Below are 20322 nucleotides of genomic sequence, written 5' to 3' on the forward strand. Positions count from 1 at the left end.
GTTCCGACGCGTGGCCACGCGCTACGATAAGCTCGCCGATTCCTACGCCGCGTTTATCCAACTACGCGCCATCACCCTCTGGCTAAATTGAGAACACGCCCTAGCTCTGCCTGGCCCAACCCGGGACTGAAACCCCACAAAAAAGCGGCGCCTCCTTTCGGAGGCGCCGCTTTTTTGTGTCGTAAGGCTTACTTCTGAATCAGCACCTTCTGCGAGGCCGCGTCGCCGGGCTGGCCCAGGCTGAGCTGGTAGAGGCCGCTGGCCAGCTTGTTCAAATCCACGGGCAGATCGAGCTGGCCGGCGGCGGGCGCTACGGCCTGGCGGAGCACTACCTGACCCAGGCTGTTGCGCACGAGCAGCTCCAGCCCCGTAACCGGCTTGGCCAGCGTGGCGCGGACGCGGAACAGACCCGCGCTGGGGTTCGGATAGACGCTCAGCCCCCCGGCGGCTTTCAGCTCGGAGGCCACGCTGGTGACACCCTGAATAACGAGGTTATCAATGGCCCAGCCCCAGCCGTGGGCACCGGGGTCGCCGAACAGGCGGAAGCGCAGGCGCACCACGTCGCCGGGAGTGAACTTGCTGAGCAGGTTAAACGTGTGGGGCGCGAACAAGGCGGGCGTCCCGACGCCGTTGGAGTTGCCGGCGGCGGTGGTGCTGCTGTTCCAGGCAGCCAGCCAGTTGGGGCGGAAGCGGGCGTCGTAGCCATCGGCCACCGGCGTCCAGGTAGCGCCGTTGTCCTTGCTGCCTTCTACTACCACGTAGTCGTAGAAAGCCTCAGTGCCATAAACGCTGCCGGGCTCGCCGGGCTCCACCAGGGCTATTTCGTCGAACGAAAGCGTGTGCTGGGTGGGCTGGATCGTGATGGGCACCAGCATCTGGTAAATCAGCGTGGAGTCGTCGTAGTACTGATGGTCGGAGTGGATGGCCGCGTTGCTGAAGCCGGCGGGCTGGGTGATGGCGAAGCCCTCGCCCACAAAATCCAGCGGCGCGGTACCGTTCAGATTGTTGGTGTAAAACGCCTGCGCGGGCTTGAAGTCGACAATGTTTACCACATAAGTGGCCGTCTGAGCCTGATTCACGCTGGCCGCTCCGTCGCGGGCTACGATGCGGTAGGTAAGAACGTCGCCGGCCACGATGGGGCCGCCACTGGTGGTGAGCGTACCCAGGAAGTTACTGCTCGCGCCTTGACGGGTCAGTGCCAGGGCCGGGCGGGCCACGCCGTTCACCGCGTATTCTACCGTGACGCCGGCCACGGCCACGTTATCAGTAGCCTGGGCCTGGAACTGGTAGGGCAGCTGCGAAACGAACAGGTAGGTCAGGGGCTTGTGCTTCACAACGGGCGCCGTAGCATCGGGCCCGATGACAAAAGAGTAGCGGGCTACCGTAGCCACATTGGGCGCATAGGTAGCCGGAGCGGTGTAGGTGCGGCCGGTTTCGTTGTCGGCCGCAGCTAGATAATAGCTTACCGTATGGTTGAGGCCCGGACCGGGAATAATGCCCTGGTAGTTGTTGCCGGCAGTGTTGGTCATGGCCACGGTATTCAGCGCGCCGTTGTCTACGGCGTAATACAGCTTTACCGAGCCCGGCGTTATAGTCCCGTCGGTGATGATGGTGGCGTTGACGAGGAAATTCTGCGACGTCTCCGCGTCGGGCAGCTTGGTGTGGCGGATGGCCGTATTAAACCAGCCCATCTCGTCGAACATGCGCAGGGTAATCGGGCCGGGATTATGCATAGCCTCGGCCGCGCCAATGTTGGGCGTCATCAGCGAGTTGATGTTGCCGGCCGGGTAAGTGGCTTCGTTCAGGTGGGAGATGCTGGAGCCGGCCGAATACGTAGCCGGAGCAAACAGGCGGGGCCGCACGCCGCCGTTCACGGCCTTGGCCAGGTTGCTGTTGAAGTACACGTTGCCGCTGGTGAACTGCGCGCCCAGGGCGGCAGAGCCGTTTGGGTACAGCGGGTTGTTGGTCAGGGGCTGGCCGGCCAGGTTCTCCATAAAGGAGGCGTATATGGAGGGCGGGTTGCCGTAGGAGCCGGCCCCGCTACCGTAGCTGGTGCTGGCAATGAAGCCCAGGCCGTGGCCCAGCTCGTGCAGCACCACCGACACCAGGTCGTAGCGGCCGGCCGGCACCATGCCGTCGGTTCCGTAGTACCAGTTGAAGGTGCTGTTGAAGCGGGCATTGATATCGGGCAGCGTACCGCCATTCAGCTCCTGGCCGGCAATTTTCTCCGCCAGCGCCACCGGGTACCCTACGCCGCTGCGTACGGCCCCGCTCGGGTCGTTGTAATACGCCGTAGCGCCGGCCGAGCCGAGGACGCCGGTGCCCAGGGGCGTCCAGGTGGCCTGCACCCGAATGGTAACCGGCGACACGAGCAGGGCCTCCCAGATATCGACGGCGTACTGGAAAGCGGCCTGCGCCTGGGGCGTGAAGCCGGTGTAGGTCACCTCAATGTTAGCGGCCGTGCTGCGGCGGCCGCGGCGCTGCTGCTCCAGGTAGGCCGCGGGCAGCGCCAGCCGGGTGTGCATATCCTCGGCGCGGGCGTAGCAGATGGTGGTAGGGGCCGGAGCCGGATCTTTTACGAACGTTTGCGCCTGGGTCGGATGCCAGGCCGCCAGCAGCAGGGCCGGCAGCAGGAGTAGTTTTTTCATCAAAGAGGAAGGAGGATAAAGCAGCCAGCTGCTGGATGGGAAAGCCTAAAGTTACGCTATTCAGCCTGCAAGCCCAAAAGCCCCGACCAGCCGTGGCCGGGCTTGCCAACGCGGTCAACCCCGGCCGGCCGGCCGGCGCGCCAGCCCTTCGCTTATATACTAGCCTGCAACTATTTACCTCGCCGGAAGCAGCTCAATAGAAAATAATTAGCTTCTTGGTTTATACCACAAGGATATATCACAATCCCTGTGTAAATTTGAAACAGCCCTTTGCTTCGACTCCGAAGTGAAGGCCTTTTTCATTTCACTCCCCCCTTTCTCTATGAAGTCAACTTCTACTATGACCGGATACCGGGCCTTGGCGCTGGCGGCCTTGTTAGCCATTCCGGCCCTGGGCTCGGCCCAAAATGCTCCCCTGGCCCGCACCCTCACCCAGTTGAGCGCCCAGCGCAGCCAGCTGGGACTGAGCGAGGCCGACCTGAACAATCCGGCCGTAACCAGCCAGTACACGGATGCCCACAACGGGCTGACGCACATTTATCTGCGCCAGCGCCACAACGGCATCGAAGTACTGGGCGCCGTAGCGGACGGCCACGTAACCAAAGCCGGTGAAATTGCCGCTCTGCACAGCAGCTTCCTGCCCAACGTAGCCGCCAGTGCCCGCGCCACCACGCCGAGCCTGACGCCCGAGCAGGCCGTGCAGGCCGCCGCCCGCGCCCTGCAGGTAGCCGCGCCCGGCAGCCTGCGCGCCGAAAAAGCCGCTACCCCAGCCGAAGGACTTACCTTTAACGACGGCGGTATTTCCCAGGATAAGATCAAAGCCAAGCTGATGTATTTGCCCGTAGCCAGCGGCGAGCTGCAGCTGGTGTACGACGTACTGCTGTGGCCTACTACCGGCGACGACGCCTGGTCGGTGCGCATCGACGCCCGCACCGGTGCTTATGTCAACAAGGTATCCTACACCACCCACGAGCCCGTCACCTTCGCCCAGCTTACCCAGCGGGCCATGCAGACGCCTAACTGGCCCGTAGTAGCGCCCACGACGGCCGGCAAGGTAAACGTGCCCAACAGCTACAACGTGTGGCCCATCACGGTGGAAAGCCCGATCCACGGCGCCCGCCAGCTGACGGTAAACCCATCCAACGTCCGCTCTTCTCCTTTCGGCTGGCACGATGAAGACGGCGTAGCCGGGGCCGAGTTCACCATCACCCGCGGCAACAACGTGCATGCCTACGACGACCGGCAGAACCGCAACGTGTACATCCCCGGGCAGAGCGTCAGCCCCGACGGCGGCGCCAACCTGGAGTTTGACTTCGCTTATGACCCGGCCAACCGCCCCGCCGGCAACCTGAACGCAGCCGTAGTCAACCTGTTCTACTGGAACAACATCATGCACGACATGATGGCCCTCAAAGGCTTCAACGAAGTCAGCGGCAACTTCCAGCAGATGAACTACACCGGCCTCGGCCTCGGCTTCGACCACGTGAAGGCCGAAGCGCAGGACGGGGGCGGCACCAACAACGCCAACTTCAGCACCCCGCCCGATGGCACGCGCGGCAAAATGCAAATGTACACCTGGAGCGCCGCTCCGGGCACGCTGATTGTAACGGCCCCGGCTTCGGTTGCCGGTACCTATCCGGCCGGCCTGGCCGACTTTGGCCGTACTGTAAACTCATTGGGCAGCGCCTACCGGGGCAACCTGGTGCTGGTCAACGACGGCTCCGCCAAGCCTTCGCGCGGCTGCAACGGCCCGCTGCGGAACCCGGCCTCGCTCAACGGTAACATCGCCGTAATTGACCGCGGCAAGTGCACGTTTGCCTCCAAGGTAAAGCTGGCCCAGGACGCCGGCGCCCGTATGGTAGTAGTAGTCGACAGTGTGGCCGGCGCTCCGCTGGGCGGCATGACCGGTGCGGCGCCCGACACCATCGGCCTCCGTATTCCGTCGGTATTCATTCCTAAAGCCCTCGGCGACCAGCTCAAGGCAGTGCTCTTATCGGGTGGCACAGTGACCGTGGGCGCTACCGGCGGCCCCGGCCCCGACGGCGACTTCGACAACGGCATTGTGGCCCACGAGTATGGCCACGGCATCTCTAACCGCCTCACCGGCGGCCCCGCTAACGCCAGCTGCCTGGGCAATGCCGAGCAGATGGGCGAAGGCTGGAGCGACTTTTTCGCCCTGTGGATGACCACCAAGCCCGGCGACGTCGGTACTACTCCCCGCGGCATCGGCAACTACGCCACCAACCTGCCCGTGAATGGCGCCGGCATCCGCCGGAAGCAGTACACCACCGACTTTACCCTGAACAACCACACCTACGCCTTCATCGGCACCACCTACACCCAGGTGCACGACATCGGTGAAGTGTGGGCCACGGTGCTCTGGGACCTGAACTGGGCCTTCATCAACCAGTATGGCTACAACGCGAACCTGACGGCGTCTACCGGCGGCAACAACGTCTGCATGCAGCTGGTAATCGATGGCTGCAAGCTGCAGCCCTGCAGCCCCGGCTTCCTCGACGGCCGCGACGGTATCCTGCTGGCCGACCGCAACAACAACGGCGGCGCCAACCAGGCGCTGATCTGGCAGGTGTTTGCCCGCCGCGGCATGGGCTTCAACGCCGTGCAGGGCAGCAGCAACTCCCTGACCGACAACACGGCCGGCTACTCGCTGCCGCCAACGCCGACGTCGGCCCAGAACGCGCTGAACGAAAACCTGCTCGAAGTGTATCCAAACCCGGCTAAAGATCAGCTGACGGTGCGGACGCAGGTCAACAGCACGACAGCGGTAGAAGTAACGCTGGTTACCATCCTGGGTCGCACGGTACAAACCACCTCGGTCCCGGTGGCTACCATGCAGCAGCAGGGCGTGCGCCTGAACACGACGGAGCTGGCCAACGGCCTGTACGTGGTGCGCCTGAAGACGTCGGAAGGGACCATCACCAAGAAGGTAATGGTGCAGCACTAAGCTGCCTTCCGCTGCTGAATGCCTTCGGGCAACTTAAAAAAGTCCGTCCGGCCCCGTGCCGGGCGGGCTTTTTTGTTGTTCTTCCTGCGCCGACCACCTACCTTTTTGCTTATGCCCCACCCGCTTCCCTTCTCTGCGCCCGATGCGGCGCTGCTGGCCCTGCGCCCCGCCGTGGCCACGGAGCTGCCCGCTACCGCGGAGGCCACGCCCGGCGACTTCCTGCACCGCACCCTGCGGCCCGTGCTCAAGCTGCAGAACCAGCTGTTGCTGCTCACGGTAGCCGATTTTGTGCGCGAGCACCACATGAACTTCGCCGGCCTTGGCCCTGCGGAGCAGCAGCGGGTAGTAGGCGAGCTGCTGGCCCGCAACGTGAAGCTGCGCTACACTATCATCGGGCTGGTAACCGGGGTTTTCACCGGTCCAGAAACCAGCTTTTACCGGTCGCGGCGCGGCGAAATAAACCGGCGGCTGCTGGAGCTGGCCACCAAACGCGTGCAGGACCAAGTGGCCGCCCTGGCCGAAGCCGAGCCGGCCGCATGACCACGCACTATCAGACGCTGGACCTGACGGAGCAGGCTTCCACCGATGATATCCGGCGGGCCTACCGCCGCCTCGTGCTCATTACTCATCCCGACCGGACTCCGGACCCGGCCGCCCACGCCCGATACCTGGCCATCAACGAGGCGTATGACGTGCTCGGCAACGCCCGGCGCCGGGCCGGCTACGATGCCCTGCTCTGGGTGCGGCGCAACCCACCGGCCGCGCCGGCCGGAGCGCCGCCCACCACCGTGGCCACGCGGCAGCGGCCCGCCCGGGCCCGCCCGGTAAGCCTGCAGGAGCGCTACGCCGCGCAGTACGCGCTGCTGTTTCGGTGCATGCGGCCGGTTATGCTGGCGGGAGCCCTGCTCAGCCTCAGCCTGGGACTCGACTGGCTGCTGGCCCGCGCGCAACCCGAGCAGGTACGGGTCCTCGATGCGGCGGTTTATTACACGGGCGGCCGCTATCCGGAACCCCACGTGTACTACGTGCACCAAACCGAGCGGGGCTTTTTTGCCAGCGACTCGGCCGTGGCCGTGGGCGAAACGCTGCTGGTGCGCCGCACCCCGCTCTGGCGCAAAGCCCTGCAGGTACGCCGCCCGGCCGCCGCCCATTCCCTGGAAACTGACACGGTGTATACGGGTCTGGCGTGGCTGGTGCCGCTGGCGCTGGGCCTGCTGGCCGGCCTGACGCTCTGGCCCGGCATCAACCAGGACTACCGCCTGGGCTTTGGGCTGGTCAGCGTTGTGTTGCTGGGCGTCACGGTTTATCAGCTGCTGCATCCTTAAAAACCCCCACTACTCCGGCGGAATAGTGGGGGTTTTTAAGGATGCAGCAGCGGCGACGCTAGTCGTACTGAGAGTCGCGCAGGTGCACGGGGTTGCTTTTCTTGCGCAGGCGCATGTTCAGCGTCTCCACAACCAGGGAGAAGAACATGGAGAAATACACGTAGCCTTTCGGAATCTCCTGGTGCAGGGCTTCGGCAATCAGCAGCACCCCGATCATAATCAGAAACGACAAGGCCAGCATCTTGATGGTCGGGTTGTTGTTCACGAAGTCGGCAATGTAGCCCGAGAAGGCCAGCATCACGCCCATGGCCAGCACCACGGCAATGATCATCACCAGCACGTTGTCCACGAGGCCGACGGCCGTCAGGATGGAGTCGAAGGAGAAGACGATGTCGATGATGATGATCTGAATGATAACGCGCAGCAGGCTGTCGTACTTGCCAGCCGCGGCTTCCTCTTCCTCGCCCTGGAGCTTGGTATGAATCTCGGTGGTGCTTTTGGCCAGCAGAAACAGGCCGCCCGCCAGCAGTATCAGGTCGCGGCCTGCCACGGCGAAGTTTGGCTCCCCAAACGGCAGATCCAGGGTAAACAGCGGCGTTTTCAGGCCCACAATCCAGGTGATGCTCAGCAGCAGCCCGATGCGGCACACCAGCGCCAGCAGCAGCCCGATGGTGCGCCCCTGCTTCTGCATGGCCGGCGGCAGCCGGTTGACCACGATGGAAATAAAGATGATGTTATCGATGCCCAGCACGATTTCCATGAACGTCAGCGTAAGCAGACTGATCCACGTTTGGGGGCTGGAAAAAGCGGCAATGTCGAACACGGGCAGAAGGATTTTGAAGGTATACGGAGTCAATGCCGGCGACGGAAACCGGCTGCAGCCAGTTCGCCTTGGGCTCTAAGGGGCCGGCGGGGCCTACGACTTCATGTTCACGAACTGCAGGGGCTGGCCGATATCGGTGCTGCGCAGCACGGCAATGGCGGCCTGCAGGTCGTCGATTTTCTTGGCCGATACGCGCATCTGGTCGTCCTGCATCTGTACTTCCACCTTCACCTTGGCATCCTTGATGGCCTTGGTGATCTTGCGGCCGGCTTCCTTGTCCACGCCGGCGCGCACCTTGATGGTTTTCTTGATCAGCTGGCCGCTGGCCTGCTCCTCGGCCGAAAAGTCGAGGGCCGTGCCGTCGATGCCCTGCTTGACGATGCGGCCCAGCAGAATATCTTCCAGGGCCTTCACCCGCATCGAGTTTTCCGACGAGAGCAGGATGGTGTTGTCTTTTTTATTGAGCTCCATGCCGCCCTTCGTGTCGCGCAGGTCGTAGCGGGTCTGCAGTTCTTTGATTGCCGTATTTACCGCATTTTCGAGGGTCTGCGGATCTACTTTGCTTACGATGTCGAAGGAGGCCATAGGCTGTAACTTGGGTGAAAAGGATATCTACGCCCCGCCGCGGCCGCGGTTGGAGCCGGGCGCCAAAGGTAGGAGTTTACGTACAGCCCGTCATACCCACGCCCCGAAACTCCCGGTTTGCTTTCCGCCCCTGCCACCATTCCGCCCTACCATGACTCTGCTGCTGACTACGCCCGCCACTCCCGCCGAATTTGAGGCCTACTACCGGCTGCGCTACGAAGTGCTGCGGCAGCCCTGGGGGCAGCCCGCCGGCTCCGAGCGGGCCGACGACGACGACGAGCCCACCACCCTGCACGCGATGCTCGTCGCCCCCGCGGGCCGCGTGGCGGGCGTGGCCCGGCTGAGCCCGGCCGGAGCAAACCAGGCCCAGGTACGCTACATGGCCGTGGCCCCCGACTTTCAGGGCCTGGGCCTGGGCCGCCAGCTGCTCGAGCACCTGGAAGCCCAGGCCCGGCAGCAGGGCCTGACGGAGTGCGTGCTGCACGCCCGCGAGGCCGCCGTGCCCTTTTATGCCAGGCTGGGCTACCTCGTGGTGGCGCCGTCGCACACGCTGTTCGGCAGCATCCCGCACTTTCTGATGCGCAAGCTGCTTTAGAACTTCTCCCGCCCCCGCAGCAGATCGAAGTACAGCGTAAAGTCGCCGCGCAGCGAATACAGCGGGTGCCGGAAGGTGGCGGGCCGGTTGTGCTCCACAAAGAAATGGCCGATCCAGGCAAAGCCGTAGGCCGCCACAATACCGGCCAGCAGCAGCGCCGGCTGCCGTTCGGCCACGGCCAGCACCGCGGCCACCAGAAACAGCGTGGTGCCCACAAAGTGCAGAATGCGGGTGCCCCGGCGCTTATGGTCGCGCAGGTAGGCGGGATAAAACTCGGCGAAGGTCAGCGCACGAAGCATAGGCGGGCTTATCCGGTAAAGAAACCTAACTTTTCGGCCATTATCCAGTCTTGCCTTGCATGGAGCAGCTTCCCGACGTAGCCACCCTGGTGGCCATCTACAACCAGATAAACCAGTACGGCCAGATCAACGGCATGGCCCTGACCGTGTCGGAACCCGGCCAGGTGGCATACACCATGACCATTGGCAACGAGCATCTGTCGTCGCCGGGCACCTGCCACGGCGGCGTTATTGCGGGGCTCATGGACTCGGCCCTGGGCGCGGCGGCGCTGTCGTTGGCCTTCACTGCCGGGGAGCTGGTGTCGACTGTCGAGTTCAAGATCAACTACCTGCACCCCGTACGCCTGCACGACCAGCTGGTGGCCCGCGGCCGGGTAGAGCACTCGGGCAAAACGCTCGTGGTAGCCAGCGCCGACATTGCCTGCCCCGCCCGCAACCTGGTAGTCGCCCGCGGTATGGGCACCTTCAACCGCTACCCGGCCGATAAGCGCGACTTTCACCGCCTGCTTTTCCCCGACGCCGACAGCGGCGAGTAAGGCAGTGGGCGCCGACTGCGCCCCCCGGTCAGCACAAAAAACCGCCGGACGCGCCTGCTACCAGCAGGGCATCCGGCGGTTTTTCTAAAAACGGCCTGGTTATCCTAAACTAACTAAACGTACGAGCTTACAGCCGCTCCGGGGAGCCGGCGGATTCGTGCTCGTGCTCCTCCGATTCTTCTTCGTAATCGTCTCCTTCGGCCGGGGCCTGCACTTTGCGCACGTTGCGGGCGCAGTCTTCGTCGCGGTGGTTGCGGCCCACGGTGAACTCCACCCAGTCGCCCTCGCGCAGGTCGTTGAAGTCGCCTTCGGCCATATCGGCGTAGCTGAAAAACAGGTTGTTGGGCGGCATGACCACGAAACCGAAGCCATTCTTCAGGTTTTTGATGGTGCTGATACCTACCGTGCCAACCGGACCGGCCGCCGTAGGACCCGTCGGGCGGATGGGCTTGACGCTGGGGTAAGACGCGGGCTCGGGCGTATTCACAAACAGGCTCTCGATGAGCTCGTCGGCGCTGGCCAGGCCGTTGTCAATCACGTCGTGCATGGCCACGGGATACGTGGAATGCTCCAGCAGCTGCTGCGAAGCGCGGGTCACGCGGTTTTCGCCCTTGAAGTCCACGTACTTGAAGTCCCAGTTCAGCAGCATCACGCGGGTGCCGATGGTGTTGAGCTTCTTGATCAGGGGCACGTAGTCGGAATCACCGGCGATGAGCACAATCACGTCGAAGCTCTTGTGCAGGGCCAACTCCAGGGCTTCGAGCGCCAGCCACACGTCCACGCCCTTTTCCTGCAGCCGGCCGTCGCGGGTCTTCAGGGGCATGTAGTGGGTGCTGATGCTCATGTTCATCAGAATGTCGTCGAGCAGCCGGTCGTGAAACAGGCGGTCCTTGTCGCGCGCTTCCGTAGCCGACAGGCGGCCGCGGAAAAAGTGGGCGTCAATGATCTGGCTCAGGCGTACGTCCACGTCTTCCTCCTCCGCCACCTGGTGGCGGATGTATTCGTGGAGCCCTTCCATGCTGATGCGCGCTTTGCGCTCATGCTGGAAGTAGTAGTAATCGCTGATTTTCAGGAAATAATTGCCGTCGTAGAAGACGCCGATCCTAATCAGGGGGCTATTCATCTGGTTCATAAGAGAAACTGGTTCGTGAACGCAAAAAAGGTGTGTAAGCGTAGGTGGGAGCGGGTACCCGACCAGGGTCGGGAGGGTAAAGATACAAAGCGCCTCTTTCTGAATACTGACACGGTATTGCGGCCGCCTATCACATGAATATGCGATAGAGCTATCATAGTAGAAGACGTTGGTACATATTCAGATTCTGGGGAGAGTCTGACCATGATTTATCACTGACCAGAGCAGCTGCTCTAGGCTAAAGACTTGCTATATTCTTCCCTCCACGAAGCAGTTGCGGGGTGCCACAATAGTAGATAAAATATATTCAAAATATCGGATATAAACAATTGGATCGGGCTTCTACTTATCCCGTAAGACGCTAAGCTAACAGCTTAATAGGGCTGGTGCAAGTTTTACCGCATCGCGCTTTAATCCTATGATCTACTAAATAATGCCACTACGTGCACCTATCGTTGATTTTTGAGACTTCAACAAGGTTAATGAAAGGAGTGTTTTTTTGCGTTACCAGTTTTTGCACACTGTACTGTCGGGCTCCGCAGCAGCCTGGCCGGAAAGCCCAGCCCTACTGGCTGATGTCGCCAGCTCTACCCAACCCCAACCGCTACTAGAACTGCATTCTGCCGATAACGAGCCCCAGCACCAGCAGGCCGTAGCCTACGCAGATTCCCACTTCCAGCACGTTGCCCGCGGCCGAACCCGTGGAAATCAGCGGTAGCTTAAAGGAATAGTCTGACAAGGGCAAAAACCACCGCACCCCGGATTTGGTCAGCGTGTCGGCCAGCAGGTGGGAGGCGTAACCCGCCCCGGCGTAGTGGGCCACGCCGTGCCAGCCCAGGCTTTGGTTGGCGAGGTAGCCGATGTAAGTCCACAGCAGCGTAGCCCAGATGGTGTGGGTCCAGGAGCGGTGGGTAGTGAAGGGCGCCACGCAGATGAAGATGCCCAGCATACTCAGCCACAGATACTCGAAGTACAGCCCGGCCAGCACCGCCCCGGCCCCGGTGAACACCAGTGCCAGCTTCCGGGCCGAGCCGCCCTGCAAGGCCGCCCCCAGCAGCCCAAACGCCAGGGCCGCCGTGAAGCCCATGCGCCGGTCGGGGCCGAGCGGCAGCATATAGTGCGTGTAGGCCGCCAGGCCCAGGCCCGCCAGCACGAAAGCCCAGCGCACGTACTGCTGGGTGAAGCCCAGGCGCTTGCTCAGGCGGGAGTTGGGGTGGTCGAGGTCGGCCGCCAGGGAAGAGAAGCCGGCCAGGGCAATGCCGGCGGGGGAAAAAGGAATGCCGGCTACCAGGCCGCCGACGGCCACGCCGGTAATCAGGCCAATGGCCAGGTGAGAAGAACCGCGCACTGCAGAGAAGGGAGTTGGGAAAACGAACCTGTAGTACGAAGGTACGCGGCGAGCAGTCGGGTGTGAGCTGAAAAGGCAGGAATGGTTCTGTGCTCCCAGTCTTGCACTCCGCCCCGTTTCACAGACCAGAAGAGAGGCTAGTTCGGTATCGGCAGCAGGTACACGATTTCCGGCTCGGCAGCCGGCTCGGCGGTCATGGACGGGCGGCGGGCAGCCTGACGGCGGGCCAGGGTGGCGTGGTGCCAGGCCTGCTTGAGACTCTGCCAACGCACCCAGGCGTCGAAATCAAAATCGGTATCCTCGGCGGGGTTACGAGTGGGTTCCATACGCAACAGGGGAAGTGGTGGGAATTGGCGCCGGTAGGCGGTAGGGGGGGCAGCAAGATGACGAATGTAACAAAACACAACCGTAACACCAGCATTCGGCCGGCCCAGGAAACTTTCGGACCTTGCGGGCGGTACTGCTTACCACAGTTTCTGCCTTGGCCCGACCGGAAATACAGCCGGCCGGGCTGCTCCTTTTTGCCTATCCCCTAGCCTTTCCGCGTTTTGAAGGTCACCGACTTCCTCCAGCTCTACCGCCTCGACCCGACCGTACTGACCGTAGCGGCCCGCCTGAACCCGGCCACGCGCCACTCCCTGCGCCCCGCCGGCGAGGCTGCGCCCGCCGGGCCGCTGCCCCGCCTGCACCTGCGCGGCCTCGTCGGCAGCCAGGATGCGGTGGTGGCGGCCGCTCTGCACGGCCTGTTTCCGGATCAGCACCACCTGTTCGTGCTCCACGACAAGGACGAGGCCGGCTACTTCCTGGCCGACCTGCAGCACCTGCTGCCCGAGCAGGACCCGTTGCTGTTCCCGAGCTCCTACAAGCGCCCCTACCACTTCGACGAGACGGAAAACGCCAACGTGCTCATGCGGGCCGAGGTGCTCAACCGCCTGAACTCCAAGCCCAAAACCGGGGAGCTGATCATCACCTATCCCGAGGCGCTGTTCGAGAAGGTTATCAACCGCAAGAGCCTGGTGGCAAACACCTTTCTGGTGAAGGTGGGCGAGAAGCTCGACGTGAACTTCATCAGCGACATGCTGGCCGAGTACGACTTCGAGCGGTCGGACTTCGTGTACGAGGCCGGGCAGTTTGCCGTGCGCGGCGGCATCGTCGACATTTTCAGCTACGCCAACGAGCTGCCCTACCGCATCGAGCTGTTCGGCGACGAGGTGGAAACCATCCGCACGTTTAACCCCGAAACCCAGCTTTCGGTGGAGCAGAAGCAGCAGATCAGCATCATTCCCAACGTGCAGACCAAGCTGCTCCAGGAAACCCGGGAGGCCTTTCTCGACTTCATGCCCCGGCACACGGCGGTGTGGGTGAAGGATATGCGCCAGACCCTGGACATCGTGACGGAGTCGTTTGAGAAGGCCGACGCGGGCTTTCAGGAATTGCTGGCGGGGGCGGCGGGAATGCAGATTGTGAGCAAGCCCGAGCAGCTGTTCGAGACGGGCAAGTCGTTTCGCAAGCTGCTGGAGAACTTCCCGGTGGTGGAGTTCGGCAAGCGGTTTCACTTCAAGACCGGGGCCGAGGAGTTCAGCTTCGAGGCCAAACCCCAGCCTTCGTTCAACAAGGACTTCAACCGCATGGTGAAGAACCTGCACGACAACGCCACCAAGAACTACGTCACCATCATCGGGGCCGACTCGGTGCGGCAGGCTGACCGGCTGCGCACCATCTTCGACGAGCTGGACAACAACGTCTCCTTCCAGCACATGCTGGTGGCCCTGCGCGAAGGCTACGTGGACGATTTGATGAAGCTCGTGGTGTACACCGACCACCAGCTGTTCGAGCGGTTCTATCGGGCCCAGGAGGCCAAGAAGTTCTCCAAGAAAAAGGCGCTTACCCTCAAGGAGCTGCGCACGCTCAGCCCCGGCGACTACGTGACCCACCAGGACTACGGCATTGCCCGCTTTGCCGGCCTGACGCAGGTCGAAATCAACGGGCACCTGCAGGAGGCCATCCGGCTGGTGTACCGCGACGACGATTTGCTGACCGTCAGCATCCACGCCCTGCACAAGATTGCCAAGTACTCGGGGGCCGAGGGCACGCCGCCGACCATGAGCAAGCTGGGCTCGCCGGAGTGGGAAAACAAGAAGAAGTCGGTTAAGAAAAAGGTCAAGGACATTGCCGCCGAGCTGATCCGGCTCTACGCCAAGCGCAAAACCGCGCCCGGCCACGCCTTCGCGCCCGACTCCTTTATGCAGGCCGAGCTGGAATCGAGCTTCATCTACGAGGACACCCCCGACCAGGCCAAGGCCACCGAGGACGTGAAGCGCGACATGGAAGTACCCCACCCCATGGACCGCCTCATCTGCGGGGACGTGGGCTTTGGCAAAACCGAAATTGCCATCCGGGCCGCCTTCAAGGCCGTGGCCGACGGCAAGCAGGCCGCCATTCTGGTGCCCACCACCATTCTGGCCATGCAGCACTACAAAACCTTCCGCGAGCGGCTCAGTAACCTGCCCGTGACGGTGGAGTACGTGAACCGCTTCAAGACCACCAAGCAGATCAAGGAAACCCTGGCCCGGGTGGCCGACGGCAAAACCGACATCCTCATCGGCACCCACCGCCTCACCAACAAGGACATCAAGTTCAAGGACCTGGGTTTGCTCATCATCGATGAGGAGCAGAAGTTCGGGGTCAAGACCAAGGACAAGCTCAAGGAGCTGAAGGTGAACGTGGACACGCTGACGCTGTCGGCCACGCCGATTCCGCGCACCCTGCACTTCTCGCTGATGGGCGCCCGGGATTTGAGCGTGATAGCCACGCCCCCGCCCAACCGCCAGCCGGTGCAGACCGAGCTGCACGTATTCGACGAAATCCTGATCCGCGACGCCGTGGCCCGGGAGCTGAAGCGCGGCGGGCAGGTGTTCTTCGTGCACAACCGGGTGAAGGACCTCGACGAGATGGGCGCGATGATCCTGCGCATGGTACCCGACGCCCGCATCACCACCATTCACGGGCAAATGGAGGGCGACCAGCTCGAAAAGCGCATGATGAAGTTCGTGGATGGGGAGTACGACGTGCTGGTGAGCACCAACCTGATTGAGTCGGGCCTCGACATTCCGAACGCCAACACCATCATCATCAACCGCGCCCACCTGCACGGGCTAAGTGATTTGCACCAGATGCGGGGCCGCGTGGGCCGCTCCAACAAGAAGGCCTACTGCTACCTGCTCACTCCGCCCGTAGCCGGCCTGCCCTCCGACGCCCGCAAGCGCCTGAGCACCCTCGAAGAATTCTCGGACCTGGGCGCGGGCTTCAACGTGGCCATGCGCGACCTCGACATCCGCGGGGCCGGCAACCTGCTCGGCGGCGAGCAGTCGGGCTTCATCAACGACCTGGGCTACGAAACCTACCACCAGATTCTGGACGAGGCCGTGACCGAGCTCAAGGAAACCGAGTTCCGCGACCTGTTCCTGGGCGACACGACAGGACGACTCCAGGATGCCGTGGGCAACAAGGGCCCCAAGGAGTGCAACATCGAAACCGACCTGCAGATCCTGATTCCCGACTCCTACGTGAGCAGCGTGTCGGAGCGGCTGCAGCTGTACAGCAAGCTGGACCGGGCCAAAGGCCCCGAGGAATTGCGCAAGCTCATTGCCGGCATGGTGGACCGCTTCGGCCCGCTGCCCGCCGAGGTCGAGCAGCTCGCCGACATCGTGAAGCTGCGCTGGCAGGCCTGCCAGGCCGGCTTCGAGAAGCTCACGCTCAAGAAGAACCTGCTCAAAGGCTACATCCCCGCCCTCGACAACGCCGACTTCTTCCAGGGCGAGCAGTTCGGCAACATCCTCAACTACATCCAGACCCACAGCCGCACCGCGAGCATGAAGGAGCGCAAGGAACAGCTCATCATCAGCATCGACGAGGTGAAGAGTGTGCAGGCGGCCAAGCGGATTCTGGCCGAGCTGGGGAGTGAGGAGAAGGTGGAGGCGTAAGCTGCTCAACTTTCCTCAAAGACTATAATCCGCTGAAACCCGGTATCTTGGCCAGCTGTTCAACCCTATGAATGGAACACGTTATCCAATTCGAAGCCTTTACTACTGCTTCGGCTTTCGCTGCATTTTTGCTGGATAACCGATTAGTCAAGGTGCAGGCGCATCTGCCGGGCCTCACTCAGGTTCGTATCCTGACGGCCAGAACGCAGACCCTGAAACCCCACCACGTCGTTACGCTAGCTTGCCTGCTGGAAGAGTACTGGCGGGCCGGCGTCCCGATTCATTTCGAGCCCAGCCCATCCATAGCGTATGGGTATCTGGAGAGCATCGGCTTCTTACGGCAGTGGTCCGGCCCTGTTGCCCCGCCGCACGAAGGGTTTACCGTTCCAACCGACGCTACTTCGTTCGTGTTCTGGAAGATCGAGCCGGAAAGAGTGGCCACCTTTGCCGACAGTGCTTACCGGCATTATAAGGCCAGCTTCTTTCAGGACAAAGATATTTCTGCCCTGCCGACCTATCTGGCCGAGCTTTTCAACAACGTCTTCGATCATGCCTTTGCCGCCGGGGCTACCGAACGAATTGCGTACTGCATGGTCCAGTTTTACCCCGCTACCAAACGACTGATTCTGGCCGTGGCCGACTTCGGCATGGGTATTCCTAAATCGGTCAACCACTTCCTAGCCTCCCAGCAGCAGGAGCAGTTGTCGGCCGTAAAAGCGTTGGAGCAGGCCTTACAACTCCATTTTTCGGCCCGCTCCCGGCCGCATAACCGAGGCCGGGGCCTGAATACCCTGCGCACCGGTCTGGCCGCCCTGGGCAGCACCCTCACGATCCAGACGTCCCAGGCTATTTACCACGTCGATAGTGCCGGCAATGCCCATCCTAAATCCTTGCCTGGCGAGAATTTTCCCGGAACAACGGTTTCTATTCGTCTGTTTTATGACCGGCTGCCGCCGGATGAACCCGACGTGCTGGAAGAGGAAGCTTCGCTTTTCTGAGCAAACTCCGTATACTGCCTGAAATATTCTCCTGACCGCCAACCCCTATTCCCATGAACCCCACGGTATCCAACGGCCCGGTCTTGCAGCTTTTTGACATTGTCGACAACACGCTGACCAATACTGAGGGCCTCAAGCTGCACCTGGCACTCCAGGCAGCCCTTCAAAACCAAGCCGGCTCCGTAACGCTGTCTTTACTGAACCTGACGGCCTTCTCCAGCTCTTTCCTGAACTCCTCCTTCGGGGCCCTCTACGAGCAGCAAGGGGCCGATTTCATGAAGCGTATTCGCCTGACCAACTACAAGCTCACGCAGCTACAACAGCTGAAAGATTACCTGACTGACGTTGCGCAGCTCCAGCAGTCTGAATAGATTGTACTTGATAAACAGAAAGACACTGCCGCCTTACACAGGGCGGCAGTGTCTTTTTACGGCTTCCCGTTTCCCGCACTATTTCTAAACCCGCCGCCTACTTCCAGGGCGACACCTTCGGCACCATCCTCAACTACATCCAGACCCACAGCCGCACCGCCAGCATGAAGGAGCGCAAGGAACAGCTCATCATCAGCATCGAGGAGGTGAAGAGCGTGCAGGCCGCCAAGCGGATATTGGCCGAGCTGGGGAGTGAGGAGAAGGTTGGGGTGTAGGGGAAGACGGCGCCCCAGACTGTGTAATGCACATAACAATCACACACAAAGAGTGCCTTTGTGTCACAGAAAGGCACTCTTTGCGTGTGATTGTCACATAACAGTCACATGACGGTCACATAAGAACTAGGCCCATATTGGAACATAACGAATGTGCTTCTTTGACTTATTATCAGGGTCGTAAGGCTTTATCAGGCCTTTTTCAATAGTATCGGCGATAATACGAGACACAATTGAGTAGTTCTTTTCTTCAATACCCATTCGTTCACGAAAAGACTGGTTTGTCATCTGCTCTCCATTCTCGTGCTTTAGACAGGCGTGTTGGTAACAAGCTCGAATTTTGTCCGGTTTATCCATAAGTCGCAACGAGCGTGGGCTGTACAGAATAGCGCGAGTATAATTATCACTATTAATAAAATTTGGTGCTGGCAATTGATACTTCTCACATTCTTCTACAACCAAGTCAATACCACTTCCACGCTCCTCACAAAATCCTAGGCGACGCATCATTGCAGCTACTGCCTCGTTTCTACTGCGGGGAGCGTGGTCTATGAAGCGTAGCGTATCAATAAGTGGGCTGCCTGGATTCGTTATTTCTATACGATTAGAGAAAACCTCAATCATAGGGGCAGTACCACGAATAGTAAGGTCTTGATGGATTAGAGCATTAGCTACCAGTTCACGTAAAGCAAGGATGGGATATATGGGTACAGTTTCGCGCCTAACCTTCTGCAACTCCTCATTGGCAGGCAGCTTTTCGTGCAAGTAGGTTACGATACCCTCAAAACCGAAAGCATACCCTTTCTGCCCAGATTGCTCACGCTTAGCACTGGTACGTCCTGTACCTTCATAAAAGATTACCCGTGGTGCCTTATGAGCGATGCGTGTAAACTGCCGCAAGTCACGGGCAAATAGTAAGGCCCCAAGATTAGTAATGTTGTATTTGCCATCCGAAGCACGAACAATAATTCTTTCTTGCAAGAACTTCTCGAGTACACCGGGCAAACCCGAAGGAAGAGGAAGCTTAAATAGTCGATAGAAGGCCTCATAATCTATCAACTCACGAACATGAGATGGGCCTGCGTTTTCCCATGCAATTTCCCTATCGAATTCATATTCGGAAGACTGGCGTTCTATTCGACGCCGCTCATCTGGATTGAGCGGACCAAGGCTTTCACCATCCCGACCATAGCAATGCCCTTTCCATGCGGTAGGTATGCCAATAACTGCTGGTGGAATTTCGAATAAAAGCACTCGTTGACCATCACGCTGGACCTCATGAATCCCTCGAAAAGTCAGCCGATTACTAGTCTGTTCAGCAACCTCTCTTAAAAGGTTCTGTAACTTATTTCCGTCTTGACGGAAAGCTGTTCCTACTATTTCTTTCTTGTCAGTTACGCCAAAAACCAACCATGCTTCGTCTGCACCCTGTAGGTTAGCTTCGTTGCTCAATGCACTAAAGTACTGTCCAAGCTTATCAGAATCAAAGCTTGCTTTGGCCTCTTTAAATTCTACTACTTCATTCTCTCTAGGAAGAGCAAGTAGCTTATCGAGGTAATGAGAGAAGTCACGTTCCATATAGGGTAAATGTATGTATATGCAGCCGCAAGGTTAGTGTGTTAACAAAGCTATTACAAGCTTGTAGCTCGTGCCCACCATGACGATGAGGTTCCACCTCATCTGCCGCAACGCGGCAACCCGGGCCTGCGCCGATAAGCCTACCGGGTGAGGCATAGCCTCACGTCAACGAAGGTACGAGCTACAAGCTCGCGCCAGTTGGGCCAGTTGGAAGTGAGGAGAAGCTGAAAGCGGAGGGAATCAGTAGCCTCTTGCGCCTTACAGCAGCCCCAGACTCTGCCGGAAATACTGGAAGCTGGCCGACGTATTCCGGTCGGGGTCCAGGTGGGGCGTGATAGTTTCGGCCCATTCTACTTTGGCTTTGCCGGCCAGGTAGTACCTGCCCTCCCGTAGCACCCGCCACAAGGTTTCCCAGGTATCGGCAATAGCATCCGGGTTCGGGGGCAGACCGCCAAAATGCTGCGGGCGCACCCGGGGATACGCGGCCTGGATAGCGGCCCGGTCCCCGAGAAACCAGGCTTCCAGCTCGGCTACCGCCAGCCGCGTGAGGATGCGGAAAGGCTGCCCGGCGCCGGCCGTGGTTTTGGTCAGCAAGCCGGCGGCCGCTACTACCTGCTCCATTTCAGCTTTGCGGCGGCGGCAATCGGTATCGGCATCCATGAGCACGACCACCCGCAGGTCGGGCTGGTGCGGAAACTGGCGGGCGTAGGTTTTCAGCCGGCCGGGCAGACGCTGCAACAAGTCCGTTTTGCCCCGGTGCGGGTAGCAGGCCCAGGTAGCGCCGGGCGGCAGCAGCCGGGGCAGCAGCAAGTCCAGCGCCGCCTTCGCCGACTCTTCTTCCAGCAGAAACTCGATGTGCAT

The 20322-nt window shown here is 60.8% G+C and carries 17 protein-coding genes; 8 read left to right on the forward strand and 9 right to left on the reverse strand.

What is annotated here, in order from left to right; genetic code table 11:
- Window positions 1–188: 188 nt before the first annotated feature.
- The gene (locus ABD842_RS00540; RefSeq protein WP_345108524.1) at window positions 189–2648 is read right to left on the reverse strand and encodes a T9SS type A sorting domain-containing protein; all 2460 of its coding nucleotides are present in this window, start codon (window positions 2646–2648) and stop codon (window positions 189–191) included.
- A 340-nt stretch (window positions 2649–2988) separates the two neighbouring features.
- On the opposite strand from ABD842_RS00540, the gene ABD842_RS00545 reads away from it, so the two are divergent.
- From ABD842_RS00545 to ABD842_RS00555, 3 genes are all read left to right on the forward strand, one after another.
- A complete protein-coding gene (locus tag ABD842_RS00545; RefSeq protein WP_345108526.1) occupies window positions 2989–5613 on the forward strand; it encodes a T9SS-dependent M36 family metallopeptidase in 2625 nt (874 codons plus the stop codon).
- Between the two features lie 111 nt (window positions 5614–5724).
- The gene (locus ABD842_RS00550; protein ID WP_345108528.1) at window positions 5725–6153 is read left to right on the forward strand and encodes a hypothetical protein; all 429 of its coding nucleotides are present in this window, start codon (window positions 5725–5727) and stop codon (window positions 6151–6153) included.
- Window positions 6150–6938 (forward strand): J domain-containing protein, encoded by a 789-nt coding sequence (locus ABD842_RS00555; protein ID WP_345108531.1) that lies wholly within the window; start codon window positions 6150–6152, stop codon window positions 6936–6938. Before ABD842_RS00550 ends, ABD842_RS00555 begins: the two co-directional genes overlap by 4 nt.
- Window positions 6939–6996: 58 nt before the next feature.
- On the opposite strand, the gene ABD842_RS00560 is transcribed toward ABD842_RS00555, so the two are convergent.
- Both ABD842_RS00560 and ABD842_RS00565 read right to left on the reverse strand, forming a co-directional pair.
- Window positions 6997–7752, reverse strand: coding sequence for a TerC family protein (locus ABD842_RS00560; RefSeq protein WP_425553128.1), 756 nt, complete (start codon window positions 7750–7752; stop codon window positions 6997–6999).
- A 102-nt stretch (window positions 7753–7854) separates the two neighbouring features.
- A complete protein-coding gene (locus ABD842_RS00565; protein WP_345108534.1) occupies window positions 7855–8346 on the reverse strand; it encodes a YajQ family cyclic di-GMP-binding protein in 492 nt (163 codons plus the stop codon).
- Between the two features lie 151 nt (window positions 8347–8497).
- Here ABD842_RS00565 and ABD842_RS00570 point away from each other — a divergent pair, with 151 nt between their 5' ends.
- The gene (locus tag ABD842_RS00570) at window positions 8498–8941 is read left to right on the forward strand and encodes a GNAT family N-acetyltransferase (protein WP_345108536.1); all 444 of its coding nucleotides are present in this window, start codon (window positions 8498–8500) and stop codon (window positions 8939–8941) included.
- Here ABD842_RS00570 and ABD842_RS00575 read toward each other — a convergent pair.
- The gene (locus tag ABD842_RS00575) at window positions 8938–9240 is read right to left on the reverse strand and encodes an Mpo1-like protein (RefSeq protein WP_345108539.1); all 303 of its coding nucleotides are present in this window, start codon (window positions 9238–9240) and stop codon (window positions 8938–8940) included. The genes ABD842_RS00570 and ABD842_RS00575 overlap by 4 nt on opposite strands.
- A 59-nt stretch (window positions 9241–9299) precedes the next feature.
- On the opposite strand from ABD842_RS00575, the gene ABD842_RS00580 reads away from it, so the two are divergent.
- A complete protein-coding gene (locus ABD842_RS00580; protein ID WP_345108541.1) occupies window positions 9300–9776 on the forward strand; it encodes a PaaI family thioesterase in 477 nt (158 codons plus the stop codon).
- Between the two features lie 127 nt (window positions 9777–9903).
- On the opposite strand, the gene ABD842_RS00585 is transcribed toward ABD842_RS00580, so the two are convergent.
- The 3 genes from ABD842_RS00585 to ABD842_RS00595 all read right to left on the reverse strand — a co-directional run bounded on the left by ABD842_RS00585 (window position 9904) and on the right by ABD842_RS00595 (window position 12582).
- Window positions 9904–10899, reverse strand: coding sequence for an NYN domain-containing protein (locus ABD842_RS00585; protein ID WP_345108542.1), 996 nt, complete (start codon window positions 10897–10899; stop codon window positions 9904–9906).
- 616 nt (window positions 10900–11515) lie between these two features.
- Complete coding sequence (locus ABD842_RS00590; RefSeq protein ID WP_345108545.1) at window positions 11516–12256, reverse strand: metal-dependent hydrolase; 741 nt, start codon at window positions 12254–12256, stop codon at window positions 11516–11518.
- A gap of 137 nt (window positions 12257–12393) precedes the next feature.
- Window positions 12394–12582, reverse strand: a complete 189-nt coding sequence (locus ABD842_RS00595) for a hypothetical protein (protein WP_345108548.1) — start codon at window positions 12580–12582, stop codon at window positions 12394–12396.
- A gap of 222 nt (window positions 12583–12804) precedes the next feature.
- Between ABD842_RS00595 and mfd the strand changes: the two genes are divergently transcribed.
- The 3 genes from mfd to ABD842_RS00610 all read left to right on the forward strand — a co-directional run bounded on the left by mfd (window position 12805) and on the right by ABD842_RS00610 (window position 17608).
- Entirely contained in the window at window positions 12805–16239 is a 3435-nt protein-coding gene (mfd, locus tag ABD842_RS00600) for a transcription-repair coupling factor (RefSeq protein ID WP_345108551.1), read from the forward strand.
- A 71-nt stretch (window positions 16240–16310) separates the two neighbouring features.
- Window positions 16311–17237, forward strand: a complete 927-nt coding sequence (locus ABD842_RS00605) for a hypothetical protein (protein WP_345108554.1) — start codon at window positions 16311–16313, stop codon at window positions 17235–17237.
- A gap of 53 nt (window positions 17238–17290) precedes the next feature.
- Window positions 17291–17608, forward strand: coding sequence for an STAS-like domain-containing protein (locus ABD842_RS00610; RefSeq protein WP_345108556.1), 318 nt, complete (start codon window positions 17291–17293; stop codon window positions 17606–17608).
- A 401-nt stretch (window positions 17609–18009) separates the two neighbouring features.
- On the opposite strand, the gene ABD842_RS00615 is transcribed toward ABD842_RS00610, so the two are convergent.
- Together ABD842_RS00615 and ABD842_RS00620 are read right to left on the reverse strand one after the other, a co-directional pair.
- On the reverse strand, window positions 18010–19461 hold the full coding sequence (locus ABD842_RS00615) for an ATP-binding protein (RefSeq protein ID WP_345108559.1): 1452 nt from the start codon (window positions 19459–19461) through the stop codon (window positions 18010–18012).
- A 258-nt stretch (window positions 19462–19719) separates the two neighbouring features.
- Window positions 19720–20322 carry a DUF4276 family protein gene (locus tag ABD842_RS00620; protein WP_345108562.1) on the reverse strand — a complete coding sequence of 201 codons (603 nt, stop codon included), beginning with the start codon at window positions 20320–20322 and terminating at the stop codon, window positions 19720–19722.

The organism is Hymenobacter algoricola (assembly GCF_039539525.1).
GTDB lineage: Bacteria > Bacteroidota > Bacteroidia > Cytophagales > Hymenobacteraceae > Hymenobacter > Hymenobacter algoricola.

Coding starts and splice junctions, on each gene's coding strand:
- ABD842_RS00540 (WP_345108524.1), bottom strand. CDS start 2,648: ATGAAAAAACTACTCCTGCTGCCGGCCCTGCTGCTGGCGGCCTGGCAT.
- ABD842_RS00545 (WP_345108526.1), top strand. CDS start 2,989: ATGACCGGATACCGGGCCTTGGCGCTGGCGGCCTTGTTAGCCATTCCG.
- ABD842_RS00550 (WP_345108528.1), top strand. CDS start 5,725: ATGCCCCACCCGCTTCCCTTCTCTGCGCCCGATGCGGCGCTGCTGGCC.
- ABD842_RS00555 (WP_345108531.1), top strand. CDS start 6,150: ATGACCACGCACTATCAGACGCTGGACCTGACGGAGCAGGCTTCCACC.
- ABD842_RS00565 (WP_345108534.1), bottom strand. CDS start 8,346: ATGGCCTCCTTCGACATCGTAAGCAAAGTAGATCCGCAGACCCTCGAA.
- ABD842_RS00570 (WP_345108536.1), top strand. CDS start 8,498: ATGACTCTGCTGCTGACTACGCCCGCCACTCCCGCCGAATTTGAGGCC.
- ABD842_RS00575 (WP_345108539.1), bottom strand. CDS start 9,240: ATGCTTCGTGCGCTGACCTTCGCCGAGTTTTATCCCGCCTACCTGCGC.
- ABD842_RS00580 (WP_345108541.1), top strand. CDS start 9,300: ATGGAGCAGCTTCCCGACGTAGCCACCCTGGTGGCCATCTACAACCAG.
- ABD842_RS00585 (WP_345108542.1), bottom strand. CDS start 10,899: ATGAATAGCCCCCTGATTAGGATCGGCGTCTTCTACGACGGCAATTAT.
- ABD842_RS00595 (WP_345108548.1), bottom strand. CDS start 12,582: ATGGAACCCACTCGTAACCCCGCCGAGGATACCGATTTTGATTTCGAC.
- ABD842_RS00605 (WP_345108554.1), top strand. CDS start 16,311: ATGGAACACGTTATCCAATTCGAAGCCTTTACTACTGCTTCGGCTTTC.
- ABD842_RS00610 (WP_345108556.1), top strand. CDS start 17,291: ATGAACCCCACGGTATCCAACGGCCCGGTCTTGCAGCTTTTTGACATT.
- ABD842_RS00615 (WP_345108559.1), bottom strand. CDS start 19,461: ATGGAACGTGACTTCTCTCATTACCTCGATAAGCTACTTGCTCTTCCT.
- ABD842_RS00620 (WP_345108562.1), bottom strand. CDS start 20,322: ATGCACATCGAGTTTCTGCTGGAAGAAGAGTCGGCGAAGGCGGCGCTG.